The 12660-nt window shown below is 60.8% G+C and carries 12 protein-coding genes; 10 read left to right on the plus strand and 2 right to left on the minus strand.

The genetic code is table 11. The annotated features are described in order from the left end of the window. Positions 1–152 precede the first annotated feature (152 nt). Both IFT80_RS14485 and IFT80_RS14490 read right to left on the minus strand, forming a co-directional pair. The gene (locus tag IFT80_RS14485; RefSeq protein WP_192059192.1) at positions 153–1373 is read right to left on the minus strand and encodes a CaiB/BaiF CoA transferase family protein; all 1221 of its coding nucleotides are present in this window, start codon (positions 1371–1373) and stop codon (positions 153–155) included. Between the two features lie 12 nt (positions 1374–1385). Continuing rightward, positions 1386–2558, minus strand: a complete 1173-nt coding sequence (locus IFT80_RS14490) for an acyl-CoA dehydrogenase (protein ID WP_192137779.1) — start codon at positions 2556–2558, stop codon at positions 1386–1388. Positions 2559–2707: 149 nt separating this feature from the next. Between IFT80_RS14490 and IFT80_RS14495 the strand changes: the two genes are divergently transcribed. The 10 genes from IFT80_RS14495 (at position 2708) to IFT80_RS14540 (ending at position 12595) form a co-directional block, all read left to right on the plus strand. Then, on the plus strand, positions 2708–3640 hold the full coding sequence (locus tag IFT80_RS14495; protein ID WP_192102993.1) for a LysR family transcriptional regulator: 933 nt from the start codon (positions 2708–2710) through the stop codon (positions 3638–3640). A gap of 394 nt (positions 3641–4034) precedes the next feature. After that, positions 4035–5156 (plus strand): Re/Si-specific NAD(P)(+) transhydrogenase subunit alpha, encoded by a 1122-nt coding sequence (locus tag IFT80_RS14500; protein WP_122480118.1) that lies wholly within the window; start codon positions 4035–4037, stop codon positions 5154–5156. 11 nt (positions 5157–5167) lie between these two features. Then, complete coding sequence (locus IFT80_RS14505; protein ID WP_043191874.1) at positions 5168–5494, plus strand: NAD(P) transhydrogenase subunit alpha; 327 nt, start codon at positions 5168–5170, stop codon at positions 5492–5494. Then, positions 5491–6924 (plus strand): NAD(P)(+) transhydrogenase (Re/Si-specific) subunit beta, encoded by a 1434-nt coding sequence (locus tag IFT80_RS14510; RefSeq protein ID WP_192137780.1) that lies wholly within the window; start codon positions 5491–5493, stop codon positions 6922–6924. The genes IFT80_RS14505 and IFT80_RS14510 overlap by 4 nt, the downstream gene beginning before the upstream one ends. A 497-nt stretch (positions 6925–7421) precedes the next feature. Further along, a complete protein-coding gene (locus tag IFT80_RS14515) occupies positions 7422–7634 on the plus strand; it encodes a DUF1127 domain-containing protein (protein ID WP_122714881.1) in 213 nt (70 codons plus the stop codon). A gap of 253 nt (positions 7635–7887) precedes the next feature. Next, the gene (locus tag IFT80_RS14520; protein WP_192137781.1) at positions 7888–8205 is read left to right on the plus strand and encodes a DUF2388 domain-containing protein; all 318 of its coding nucleotides are present in this window, start codon (positions 7888–7890) and stop codon (positions 8203–8205) included. Positions 8206–8332: 127 nt separating this feature from the next. Further along, on the plus strand, positions 8333–8620 hold the full coding sequence (locus tag IFT80_RS14525; protein WP_185794574.1) for a DUF2388 domain-containing protein: 288 nt from the start codon (positions 8333–8335) through the stop codon (positions 8618–8620). 25 nt (positions 8621–8645) lie between these two features. Then, the gene (locus IFT80_RS14530) at positions 8646–8966 is read left to right on the plus strand and encodes a DUF2388 domain-containing protein (RefSeq protein ID WP_122480114.1); all 321 of its coding nucleotides are present in this window, start codon (positions 8646–8648) and stop codon (positions 8964–8966) included. Further along, entirely contained in the window at positions 8963–10924 is a 1962-nt protein-coding gene (locus IFT80_RS14535) for a DUF7844 domain-containing protein (protein WP_342214343.1), read from the plus strand. Before IFT80_RS14530 ends, IFT80_RS14535 begins: the two co-directional genes overlap by 4 nt. Positions 10925–11287: 363 nt before the next feature. Continuing rightward, entirely contained in the window at positions 11288–12595 is a 1308-nt protein-coding gene (locus tag IFT80_RS14540; protein ID WP_122480113.1) for a CitMHS family transporter, read from the plus strand. The last annotated feature ends 65 nt before the right edge of the window (positions 12596–12660 follow it).

Consider the following 12660-nt stretch of genomic DNA (forward strand, 5'->3'; position numbering starts at 1 on the left):
AAACGGCCAACTCATTGATTAACAAGGAGTTTATCGTTTCGGCTGCGCCGGAAGTGGGGCGAATTATAGACACTACAGATCTGCCGTCAACCCCCAATTCGAAAAACCATCATAACTCCGCGTCCAAGCGTTCTTCTCTATAAGAAGAACGACTACACCACACCTGCAGCGTGAAGCTGGTGATAGGTAAGGGCGTCCATGTTAAGCAGCTGCTGCAGTACTTCCTTGGTGTGTTCGCCCAGCAGAGGCGGCGCATGTCGGTACTCCACAGGGCTGGCACTGAGCCGCAGGGGACTGGCAACCGTAGGCACGGTGCCAGCCAGCGGATGCTGCATATGGATCGCAAGCTCCCTGGCCACTACCTGAGGGTCGGCGAATACCTGGGACAGGTCATTTATAGGCCCACAGGGCACACCGGCCACTTCGAGCTCGGCCACCCACTGCTCGGTGGTCTTGAACACCGTTGCCTGCCGGATTAGGGGGATCAGCTGCTTGCGGTTGGCGACTCTCTGCTGATTGGACGCGAATCGGGGATCGCTTGCCCATTCCGGATGACCCGCCACCCGCGCGAACTTGGCGAATTGGCTATCGTTGCCCACGGTCAGGATGAAGTCACCATCGGCCGTGGGGAAATCTTGGTAAGGCACGATGTTCGGATGGGCATTGCCCAGACGCTCAGGCGCCACCCCTGTCGTGAGGTAGTTCATGGCCTGGTTGGCCAGGCAGGCTACTTGCACATCCAGCAGCGCCATGTCGATCTGTTGTCCACCGCCGCCCTTGTCGCGATGCGCCAGCGCGGCCAGCATGGCAACGGTTGAATAAAGGCCGGTGAGGATATCGGTCAGGGCCACGCCCACCTTGGCAGGCCCGGCTCCGGGTTCGCCGTCCGCCTTGCCGGTGAGGCTCATCAGGCCACCCATGCCTTGCACCATGAAGTCATAACCGGGGCGCGCTGCATAGGGGCCGGTCTGACCGAAACCGGTGATGGAGCAGTAGATCAGTTGCGGGTTCACAGCGCTGAGTGATGCGTAGTCCAGGCCGTAGGCGGCGAGTCCGCCTACTTTGAAGTTTTCGATCAGAATGTCGGAGCCTGCAGCAAGGTCACGTACCAACTGCTGACCTTCGGGTCGGGTGAAGTCGATGGTGACCGAGCGCTTGTTGCGGTTGGCCGACAGGTAATAGGCGGCTTCACCCGTACTGTTGCCAGCGTGGTCGGCAAGGAACGGTGGCCCCCAGGCTCGGGTGTCATCACCCCGGCCTGGGCGCTCGACCTTGATGACCTCGGCGCCGAGGTCGGCCAGGATTTGCCCGGCCCATGGCCCGGCGAGTACCCGCGACAGGTCGAGAACACGAAGATGCGAAAGGGCGCCCATGACGACCTCCTATCAATAGAAGGCTTGCAGGCCGGTTTGCGCCCGCCCCAGGATCAGGGCATGTACGTCGTGAGTACCCTCGTAGGTATTGACCACTTCCAGATTGACCAGATGACGGGCGACGCCGAATTCATCGGATATACCGTTGCCGCCCAGCATATCCCTGGCCATGCGCGCGATATCCAGGGATTTGCCACAGGAGTTGCGCTTCATGATCGAGGTGATCTCCACCGCCGCCGTGCCTTCATCCTTCATGCGGCCCAAACGCAGGCAGCCTTGCAGGGCCAGAGTGATTTCGGTCTGCATGTCAGCCAGCTTTTTCTGGATGAGTTGGTTGGCTGCCAGTGGCCGACCGAATTGCTGGCGATCCAGGGTGTACTGCCTGGCGGTGTGCCAGCAGCACTCTGCAGCACCGAGCGCCCCCCACGAGATGCCATAGCGTGCCGAATTGAGGCACGTGAAGGGCCCCTTGAGACCACGTACATCGGGAAACATGTTTTCTTCCGGCACGAATACGTTGTCCATGACGATCTCGCCGGTGATGGACGCGCGCAGGCCGACCTTGCCGTGGATCGCAGGTGCACTGAGCCCGGCCCAGGCTTTTTCCAGAATGAAGCCGCGGATGTCTCCCGCATCGTCCTTGGCCCACACCACGAATACGTCGGCAATCGGACTGTTGGTGATCCACATCTTGCTACCGCTCATGCGGTAGCCGCCTTCGACCTTGCGCGCTCGCGTGACCATCGCCCCTGGATCCGAGCCATGGTCGGGCTCGGTCAGGCCGAAGCAGCCGATCCACTCACCGCTGGCCAATTTGGGAAGGTATTTCTGCTTTTGCGCCTTGGTACCGAATTCATTGATCGGCACCATGACCAACGACGACTGCACGCTCATCATCGAGCGATAGCCAGAGTCCACCCGCTCGACCTCACGGGCAATAAGGCCGTAGCACACGTAATTCAGGCCACTGCCGCCGAACTCTTCGGGGATGGTCGCACCGAGCAGACCCATCTCGCCCATCTCGCGAAAGATGGCAGGGTCGGTGGTTTCGTGGCGAAAGGCCTCCAGCACTCGCGGCATCAGCTTGCCTTGAGCGTATTGCTCGGCAGAGTCGCGCACCATGCGCTCTTCCTGCGTGAGTTGTTGGTCCAGCAGCAGTGGGTCGATCCAGTTGAAGCTTGCCATGTGCGCGTCCTCGGAAAAGCTGTATAGCCCGAGGGTAGGTGCTGATGCGTTGGTGAGCAAAGGAGGATTACGCATGAGCTTGTGATAATTTCTCACTTCAGGAACCTGCGACAGGCAACATGGCCGGCAGTGATGTGAGGAACAGTTACATGCGTAGACGAATTCCCAGTACGGCGGCTCTGATCTGTTTCGAAGCGGCGGCACGCCATGAGAGCTTTACCAAGGCGTCCCTGGAACTGTTCCTGACTCAGGGCGCGGTGTGTCGACAGATTGCCAACCTCGAGGAATTTCTCGACGTGCGCCTGTTCCGGCGTTCGAAGCGTGGCGTGAAGCTAACCGAGGCTGGGCTGTCCTACAGCCGCCGGGTGGCCGCGCAGCTCGATGCTGTCGAGCGCGAGACACTGGCGGTGATGGGGCAGCAAGGTGCCAGCACCTTGGAGTTGGCGGTGGTGCCGACCTTCGGTACGCAGTGGCTGTTGCCACGCCTGAAGGACTTCCAGCGGCATCATCCGCAGATCACGGTCAACCTGACCAACCGAACTCGACCCTTTCTGTTCGCCGATACCGACTTCGATGCGGCGATCTACTTCGGTGATGGTGATTGGTCGGGGACGCAGACCAGCAGGCTGATGGAAGAGCATCCTGTCCCGGTATGCAGCCCGGCGCTGCTGCAGGGGCAACCAGCGCTGGCGCCAACACGCATTGCCGAGCTTGCGCTGTTGCAGCAAAGCACACGCCCCTATGCATGGCGGCAATGGTTTGCCAGCCTTGAGCTGAACGTGTCCCGCGACCTCAGTGGGCCGCGCTATGAACTATTCTCCATGCTGGCCCAGGCGGCGGTACATGAGATGGGGCTGGCGCTCATTCCTCCGTTCCTGATCCAGCGCGAGTTGCGCGAGGGCAGCCTGGTCATTGCCAACGCCCACGAATTGCGCAGTAGCAAGGCCTACTACCTTGCCGTGCCAGAAAGGCATCGCGAGCTGGCGGCGCTGCGGACCTTTCGCGACTGGTTGATGCAGCAGGCAGAGGATTATCGCCAACCCCTGCCACATGGACTGGAAATCGGTAGTGGCGAACGGTAGCAACCTACAGATGTACGTTTCTGGCGCGTTATTGAAAGCTTTGATAAACCGCGGTATTTCCGCTACAGCCGTTGAACTGCCTGCATCTGGCAGGTTTTTGACACGCTATCGCCCGCAGCCGATAAATATTTCGCAAAATATTTCGAGAAGCCCAGCCTCGCCTGCAACGCCCGTACTAGAAGGGCGGAAGCAGGAATGCTGTGACATTCGGTCACAGCGTGACTTGTAGTGCCCAGAGTGTATCGCTCCATAACCTGTTGAAGCCGCTCGTCGGGGCCTGCAAAATGCCGCGGCCCGCCGCTCTCAGGCGGTATCGCGCTGATGGCGCTCTGGCACGATGGCCATGGCCAGGGCTTGGGTATGACCAGGAAAAAGATCCAGCAGGAGATATAACGTGCACATTGGTGTTCCTCTCGAAACGCAGCAGGGCGAAACACGTGTAGCCGCTACCCCGGAGACCATCAAGAAGCTGGTCGCTCAAGGCCATGCGGTGACGGTCGAACGTGGTGCGGGGGTTCTCGCCAGCGTGACCGACGATGCCTACCAGGCCGCTGGCGCGACCATTGGCAGTGCTGCCCAGGCATTTGCCACGCAACTGGTGCTCAAGGTCAATGCGCCCAGTGACGCAGAGCTGCAGCAGATGGCTGCCGGTACGGTGCTGCTGGGCATGCTCAACCCGTTCAACAACGAAGTGATCGCCAAGATGGCCGCGCGAGGCATCAGCGCCTTTGCTCTCGAGGCGGCCCCGCGCACTTCACGCGCACAGAGCCTGGACGTACTGTCTTCGCAAGCCAACATTGCCGGGTACAAGTCGGTGTTGCTGGCCGCGCACCACTATCCGCGCTTCATGCCGATGCTGATGACTGCCGCCGGTACCGTCAAAGCTGCTCGCGTGCTGATTCTGGGCGCTGGCGTGGCGGGCTTGCAGGCCATCGCCACCGCCAAGCGCCTGGGCGCGGTGATCGAGGCCTCCGACGTGCGCCCGGCAGTCAAGGAGCAGATCGAATCGCTGGGCGCGAAGTTTCTCGATGTGCCGTACGAAACCGACGAAGAACGTGAATGTGCCGTCGGTACCGGCGGCTATGCCCGCCCCATGCCCGCCAGCTGGATGCAGCGTCAGGCGCAAGCGGTTCACGAGCGCGCCAAGCAGGCTGACATCGTCATCACTACCGCGCTGATTCCCGGGCGCAAAGCACCCACGCTGCTTGGCGCCGAGACGGTGGCGCAGATGAAGCCAGGCTCGGTGGTCATCGACCTGGCGGCGCTGCAGGGCGGCAACTGCCCGCTGACCGTGGCCGATCAGATCGTGGTGCACAACGGCGTGACCATCGTGGGCCCGACCAACCTTCCGGCGCAGGTGGGTGCCGATGCGTCGGCCTTGTATGCACGCAACCTGCTGGACTTCATGAAGCTGCTGTTCGACAAGGACGGGCAGTTCACCATCAATCTGGAAGACGACATCGTCGCGGCATGCCTGATGTGCCGCGATGGGCAGATCGTGCGCAAGAACGGCTGAGGACAACGACAATGGAAGACATGCTGATCTCTCACGGTATCTACAACCTGATCATTTTCGTGCTGGCCATCTATGTTGGCTACCACGTGGTCTGGAACGTGACACCCGCGCTGCATACTCCGCTGATGGCCGTGACCAATGCCATTTCGGCCATCGTCATCGTTGGCGCCATGCTCGCCGCAGCGCTCACCGTGACGCCACTGGGCAAGACCATGGGTACGCTGGCCGTTGCGCTGGCAGCGGTGAACGTATTCGGGGGGTTCCTGGTAACCCGGCGGATGCTGGAGATGTTCAAGAAGAAAGCACCGAAAGTGAAGGATGAGGCATCCAAACAATGAGCATGAACCTGGTTACGCTTCTTTATCTGGTGGCATCGGTCTGTTTCATCCAGGCGCTCAAAGGCTTGTCCCATCCGACCACGTCCCGGCGCGGCAATCTGTTCGGCATGCTCGGCATGACGCTGGCGGTGCTCACCACCGTTGGCCTGATCTACAAGCTGGGCGCAGAACTGGCCACCGCCGGGATCGGCTACGTGCTGGTCGGCCTGCTGGTTGGCGGTACTGCCGGGTCGATCATGGCCAAGCGCGTGGAAATGACCAAGATGCCGGAACTGGTGGCGTTCATGCACAGCATGATCGGGCTGGCAGCGGTATTCATTGCCATTGCCGCCGTGGTCGAGCCGCAATCCCTGGGCATCGTCGGGCAGCTGGGCGATCCGATCCCGACCGGCAATCGTCTGGAGCTGTTCCTCGGCGCGGCAATCGGCGCCATCACTTTTTCCGGTTCGGTGATCGCCTTCGGCAAGCTGTCCGGAAAATACAAGTTCCGCCTGTTCCAGGGTGCCCCCGTGCAGTTCTCCGGGCAGCACAAGCTGAACCTGCTGATGGGTCTGGGCACCTTGCTGTGTGGCTTGATCTTCATGTTCACCGGCAGCTATGCCGCTTTTGGCCTGATGCTGGCACTGGCGTTCGTGCTGGGCGTGCTCTTGATCATCCCGATCGGCGGCGCGGACATGCCGGTGGTGGTGTCGATGCTCAACAGCTATTCGGGCTGGGCGGCGGCGGGCATCGGCTTCTCGCTGAACAACTCGATGCTGATCATCGCCGGATCGCTGGTGGGCTCCAGCGGCGCAATTCTTTCCTACATCATGTGCAAGGCCATGAACCGTTCGTTCTTCAATGTCATCGGCGGAGGCTTTGGTGCCGTTGCAGACGCAGGCCCGGCTGGCGCCAAGGAAGCGCGGCCGGTGAGATCGGGCTCGGCGGATGACGCCACGTTCCTGCTGACCAACGCCGACACCGTGATCATCGTGCCGGGTTACGGCCTGGCAGTGGCCCGCGCGCAACATGCGCTGAAAGAGCTGACGGAAAAACTGACCCACGCGGGAGTGACCGTCAAATATGCGATCCACCCGGTGGCTGGGCGCATGCCGGGGCACATGAACGTGCTGCTGGCCGAGGCCGAGGTGCCTTACGACCAGGTTTTCGAGATGGACGACATCAATTCCGAATTCGGTCAGGCAGACGTGGTACTGGTGCTGGGTGCCAACGACGTGGTCAATCCTGCCGCCAAGAACGATCCGAAGTCGCCCATCGCCGGCATGCCGATCCTGGAGGCGTTCAAGGCCAAGACCATCATCGTCAACAAGCGCTCGATGGCCAGTGGCTACGCGGGACTGGACAATGAGTTGTTCTACCTGGACAAGACCATGATGGTGTTCGGTGATGCGAAGAAGGTCATCGAGGACATGGTAAAGGCCGTGGAATAGCATTCCGAGCCCATGCACCTGATGGGCTGCCGTACTGAAAAACCCCGCCCCATGGCGGGGTTTTTCTTTAGGGAGGGAGAACAGATGGCAGAGCTGAACGAGCACTGCGGACCCGTAGGCGCTCGGCACTGCAATGGCGCACCGATCTACGTGAAATCAGTACCGGATTGCACACCCACGCATACAGTTGCAGGCTGCAGCGACTGAGCTTTTGTGCAACGTGATCAGAGATCGCAGCGAATAAATTTAACTGTACTACTGTACTGGTAAAGAAATGAGAATCGAGGCACCCCAGAGCACTGGATTGACGATAAATGCATTAAATTGGTGCAGACCCATACAGTTGCCTCATTCGAGAGCGAGACAGTTTGGTTTCACAGCTAACTGACTGCACACAATACAGGTGAACTGTGCCTACTGTTATGGACGGCGAGCGTGGAAAATGGGTACCAGATAAACCACTACTCAGCCCCGCCACAAGCGGAAGGATGTACATCATGGAACGTACCCTCAGTTCCGACCTGTTCCAGGCCAACACCCAAACTGCGCAAACTTCGGCTCCTCTGCGCTTCTTCGCCAACCTGATGCTCTGGCAGCGCCGTATCGCCAGCCGTCATCAACTGGCTCGTCTGGACGCTCGTCTGCTGGCCGATGCCGGTATCAGCGAAGCCCAGCGTTGCGAAGAGTTGAGCAAGCCGTTCTGGCGTTGATGCAACGCCCCGCTGGTAACAGAGCCTGAAGGCCGAACCAGCACCGAATTCAAGAAACCCGTCGCGGTCCACGCTGACGGGTTTTTTTTCGCCTGCGTGAAACAGGACAAGTACAGTTTTTGGTTATTAATTTATAACCATAACAGTTGAGTCATTGCGCTGCCGGTGTGGTCGGAGTGCTGGCGCCCGAGGCTTCCAGGCGCTCTAATAAGCTTTATTGCGCTCAAACCTCGTTCAGACCTGGAGATTCATCATGACCCGTAATCATTTGCTCAGTGCCGCCGTACTGTTGGCTCTGGCCAGTGGCGCACAGGCTTCAAGCTTCGTTGTCACCACCGATGCGCTGGTGCGTGGGGTCAACGCGTCGACCAACGCCACGTCCGACCTGTCTTCCTCGCTGCGTGACGACAAGATCGTCCGTGAAGCGCGCGATGACGCTGCAAGCTTCGTGGCCAGCCAGGGCGACATCCGCGGCGTGAAGCTGGAAAGTGCCTTTGCCCACATCCGCAAGGTTGCACCTCAGATGCAAGCCAGCGACACCCAACTGGCCCAGGCAATCCTTGCCATCTGATACGTTGCAGCGCGTGCTGCTCCAGATGAAAGAACCGGCAGGCTACCGGCTGCCGGACATCGGAGGTGGCTCTCGCGCAGGCGTTGGGCTAGCCTTGCCGTCCCAATTGCTAGACACCTGAAGCCCGATGCGTTATTTGCCATTCTTGCTTGCCCTCTGGGCGTCGTCGGCTGCGGCCTTCGATGTGAGCCTGCAGTCATCGGTAATCACCTTGTATGTGACCAGCCAAGTCACCACGGCACCGTTCGATCGCAAGTTGATTCTGTCTGCCCGGGACGATGCCGCCTGCTTCGTCGCCAGCGGCGGCCAATGCCGCGGCGCACGGCTCGAAGCGGCCATGGCCGTCATTCGCCAGGCGCACCCTCGAATGGCTGCCGGCGACCTTGAACTGGCGCAGGCGATACTCGTCCAATAAACACCTCGTATTACGGAGAAGCTCCATGCGTACCCCGCTGATTGCCGCTACCCTCGGCCTGTTCCTGCTGGCCGATGTGGCCCAGGCCCAAACTGTCGTGGCCACCAGTAATATCATCGTCCGTGCATTTGGCCGGTCGATCGATTTCACTTCCGACACCACGACCTCGATCCGCGACGCCAAGGTGGTCCTGGAAGCGCGGGACGACGCGGCCAGCTATGTGGCCAGCCAGGGCAACATCCGTGGCGCGCAGCTGGAGGCCGCCTTCAATGCGCTGCGTGAGCGCGTTCCACAGGCGCGCACCGCCAGTGACCAGGACCTTGCCGAAGCCATTCTCGCACTGTGAGGCGATTGGCCCGCTGGCTGCTGACAGCAGGCCTTCTGCTGACGGCTGCGCAGGCTTCTGCCAGCCTGCAGCTGGTGCTTGACCGCAGCGGGCTGGATGCCCGGCAGGCCGATGCCAGCCAGGCGCTGCTCGACGATGCGATGGCCGCATTGCCACCACAGTTCGTCGCGCAGCTGGACCGGCGTATCGACGTCAGCTGGTCATCGCGCATGCCCGACAATGCCTATGGCCAAGCGTCTCTGGTATCCAGCCTGGAATTGAACCTCAATCAATTGCAGGGGCTGGCCGACGGCTCTTCCGCTCAGCGGCAGACCAACCGTCCTCATGGCACAGTGCGCGAAGAGCTGTTGGCCACCGTGCTGCACGAACTCACGCATATCTATGATCGGGCGCGCCTGTGGACACCTGCGGACCGTGCACTGATCAACCGCTGCAACCGTCAGAATGCCAGCCTTGGCAAGATTGGCTTGCCCGATGAGTGCCGTGGCCAGGGTATGCGGCGCTTTACCCTGAGCGACGACCCGCGCCTGCTGGACCTGGCCGGTTGGCAGCAATACGTCGGACGCCGGGGCGAGCGCGAAGAGCAGAACCGTCAGATCGTACGCAGTCCCGACATCTACGAAGTCAGCAGTCCGAAGGAATTCGTCGCGGTCAACATGGAGTACTTTCTCCTCGACCCGGCTTATGCCTGCCGTCGGCCGGCATTGTTCGACTACTTCAAGGCGCGTTTCAACTGGGCGCCGGCGCGCCAGCAAAGCTGCGCCGAAGGCCTGCCTTACCTGAATGCCGGCAGCGACTTCGGCAAGACGCCCTTGGGCAAGATCGATCCGCAACGTGTCTACGCGGTGGACTACCTGCTTGCCGAAGCCAATCAGAACCTCGCCAGCCGTTGGGGGCACAGCATGCTGCGCCTGGTCATCTGCGCCCCGGGACGCCCGCGGGGACCAGACTGCCGACTGGATCTGGAGCAGCATCTGGTGCTGTCTTACCGGGCATTCGTCAATGATGTGCAGCTGTCCACGTGGGGCGGTCTGATGGGGCAATACCCGTCGCGACTGTTCGTGTTGCCGCTGTCCCAGGTGATCGACGAGTACACCAAGACCGAGTTGCGCAGCCTGGCGTCGGTGCCGCTCAAGCTGGACCGCGCCGAGATCGAGTCGCTGGTGCGGCATGCCGCGGAAATGCATTGGAGCTACGACGGCAGCTATTACTTCCTGTCCAACAATTGTGCAGTGGAGAACCTCAAGCTGCTGCGTAGCGGTACCCATGATCCGAGGCTCCAGGGCATCGACAGTATCTTGCCCAACGGTTTGCTCGAGGTGCTGGAAGGGCGCGGGCTGGCCGATGGCAGTGTGCTCGACGATCCGCGTGAAGCATTGCGACTGGGGTATCGGTTCGATTCCTATCGCGATCGTTACCAGGCCATGTTCGAGGTGCTGCGCAAGCATCTGCCCATCCCGCAGCAGACCGTCGAGGATTGGTTGGCGCAGGACGCTCAGCAGCGACGGCCCTGGTTTGCCCAGGCTGACCTGCGCACCAGTGCTGCGCTGTTGCTGCTGGAGCAGGCCAGTTACCGGCGCCAGTTGCTGTTGGCGCAGGATGAGGTCAAGCAACGCTATCTGGGCGCCCGCGAGTTGGGGGATGGCAGCGTGGCCAATGCCAATCAGATGCTGCAGGAAATACTGGCCAACAGTGGTTTTCTCAGCCGGCCGGCGGAGCTGCTCGACAACGGTGGCTACGGGTTGCCGCAGACGGCGGAGTGGCAGCGGCTGGAATCGGAAAGCAGTCAGCGCCAGCAACGGTTGCAGCGCCTGAGTACCGACTTGGACAAGGAGGTGAGGGCGCTGCTGACCCCTGAGCGGGCTGCGGAGATTGCGGCCAGTGAAGCGAATCTGAAGCAGGTGGGGGAACACCTGCGCCAGTTGCACAAGGCGGCGGGTGGGTTGGTGTTGCCTTGAGATCGAGGGGGCGCCATTCGCGGGCAGAGCCCGCTCCCACAAAGGACTGTGTCGTTTTGAGGAGCAGGGCATGAGCATTCGCGAGCAGCGCCCGCTCCCACAAGGACAATTGTATCGTTTTGAATGGCGAAAGGTTGTTGAAAGCTTGCCGACATAGGATCGACCCACCCCCGGCGTAAGACCGGCCGGCCAGATGGCAGCACTAAGGTGCGCTTTCGGCCTCTTGAACAACAACAATGGTGAAACCGATGTCCTTGATGATCCCTACCCGCAGTGCCACCCTTCCCATACTCCCGGCTCTTGCCATTCCTCGCTGAACCTCTCGTTCTTCGTCTTTAGCCGCGCTGTGCCTGGAGTATTCCCATGCTGACATTCCTTGGCTTTGCCATGGTCATCACGTTCATGTTCCTGATCATGACCAAGCGCCTTTCTGCGCTGATCGCCTTGATCATCGTGCCTATCCTGTTCGCTCTGTTCGGTGGTTTCGCACCGGAAATCGGCCCGATGATGCTTGCGGGCATCACCAAGCTTGCGCCGACCGGCGTTATGCTGATGTTCGCCATCCTGTATTTCGCCCTGATGATCGATTCGGGGTTGTTCGACCCGGCAGTGCGCAAGATCCTCAAGCTGGTCAAGGGCGACCCGCTGAAAGTGTCGGTCGGCACGGCCGTACTGGCGTTGATCGTTTCGCTGGACGGTGACGGCGCGACCACCTACATGATCTGCGTTGCCGCCATGCTGCCGCTGTACCAGCGCATCGGCATGAGCCCAAGGATCATGGCCGGTTTGATCATTCTGGCAGGCGGGGTCATGAATATGACGCCGTGGGGTGGTCCGACCGCGCGCGCTGCCAGTGCCCTGCATGTCGACCCTTCGGACATCTTCGTGCCGATGATCCCGGCCATGGCGGTCGGTGTGGTCGCCATCCTGGTGATTGCCTACATGTACGGCAAGCGCGAGCGCGTTCGTCTGGGCGAGCTGCACCTGCCTGGCGACGAGATCGACCACAGCGAAATCAGCGTGTCGCAGTTCCCTGACGCACGCCGGCCCAAGCTGATCTGGTTCAACGGCGGCTTGACCCTGCTGCTGATGATCACCCTGATCATGGGCCTGCTGCCTCTGCCGGTGCTGTTCATGGTCGCGTTCAGTATTGCCATGATCGTCAACTACCCGTGCCTGGAAGCACAGAAGGAACGTGTCGCGGCCCACGCCGGCAGCGTTCTGGCCGTGGTCGGATTGATCTTCGCCGCCGGTATCTTCACCGGCATCCTGACCGGCACGGGCATGGTCGATGCCATGTCCAAGAGCCTGCTGGCCGTGATTCCGGATGCCATGGGCCCGTACCTGGCCGTGATCACCGCGCTGGTCAGCATGCCGTTCACCTTCTTCATGTCCAACGATGCCTTCTACTACGGCGTATTGCCGGTACTGGCCGAAGCCGCGGCGCACTACGGCATCTCGCCGGTGGAAATGGCCCGTGCCTCGATCGTCGGACAACCCGTACACCTGCTCAGCCCGCTGGTACCCTCTACCTACCTGCTGGTTGCCCTGGCCGGTATCGAGTTCGGTGACCACCAGCGCTTCACCCTCAAGTGGGCAGTACTGGTTTGCCTGTGCATAATGTTCGCCGCGCTGGCAATGGGGATCTTTCCTCTGTTCAGCAGTCTATAAATTCTATTCGCGAGCCAGGCCGGACGCCGTCGCGCCGCTACCCCATGGTAGCGGCGCTTTAGCAT

Origin of the sequence: Pseudomonas sp. CFBP 8771, from assembly GCF_014841695.1 — a bacterium.
GTDB classification, from domain to species: domain Bacteria; phylum Pseudomonadota; class Gammaproteobacteria; order Pseudomonadales; family Pseudomonadaceae; genus Aquipseudomonas; species Aquipseudomonas baltica.

Bases quoted from the DNA above. Each gene is read 5' to 3' on its own strand.
- IFT80_RS14485 (WP_192059192.1), bottom strand. From the start codon at position 1,373: ATGGGCGCCCTTTCGCATCTTCGTGTTCTCGACCTGTCGCGGGTACTC.
- IFT80_RS14490 (WP_192137779.1), bottom strand. From the start codon at position 2,558: ATGGCAAGCTTCAACTGGATCGACCCACTGCTGCTGGACCAACAACTC.
- IFT80_RS14495 (WP_192102993.1), top strand. From the start codon at position 2,708: ATGCGTAGACGAATTCCCAGTACGGCGGCTCTGATCTGTTTCGAAGCG.
- IFT80_RS14505 (WP_043191874.1), top strand. From the start codon at position 5,168: ATGGAAGACATGCTGATCTCTCACGGTATCTACAACCTGATCATTTTC.
- IFT80_RS14510 (WP_192137780.1), top strand. From the start codon at position 5,491: ATGAGCATGAACCTGGTTACGCTTCTTTATCTGGTGGCATCGGTCTGT.
- IFT80_RS14515 (WP_122714881.1), top strand. From the start codon at position 7,422: ATGGAACGTACCCTCAGTTCCGACCTGTTCCAGGCCAACACCCAAACT.
- IFT80_RS14520 (WP_192137781.1), top strand. From the start codon at position 7,888: ATGACCCGTAATCATTTGCTCAGTGCCGCCGTACTGTTGGCTCTGGCC.
- IFT80_RS14525 (WP_185794574.1), top strand. From the start codon at position 8,333: ATGCGTTATTTGCCATTCTTGCTTGCCCTCTGGGCGTCGTCGGCTGCG.
- IFT80_RS14530 (WP_122480114.1), top strand. From the start codon at position 8,646: ATGCGTACCCCGCTGATTGCCGCTACCCTCGGCCTGTTCCTGCTGGCC.
- IFT80_RS14540 (WP_122480113.1), top strand. From the start codon at position 11,288: ATGCTGACATTCCTTGGCTTTGCCATGGTCATCACGTTCATGTTCCTG.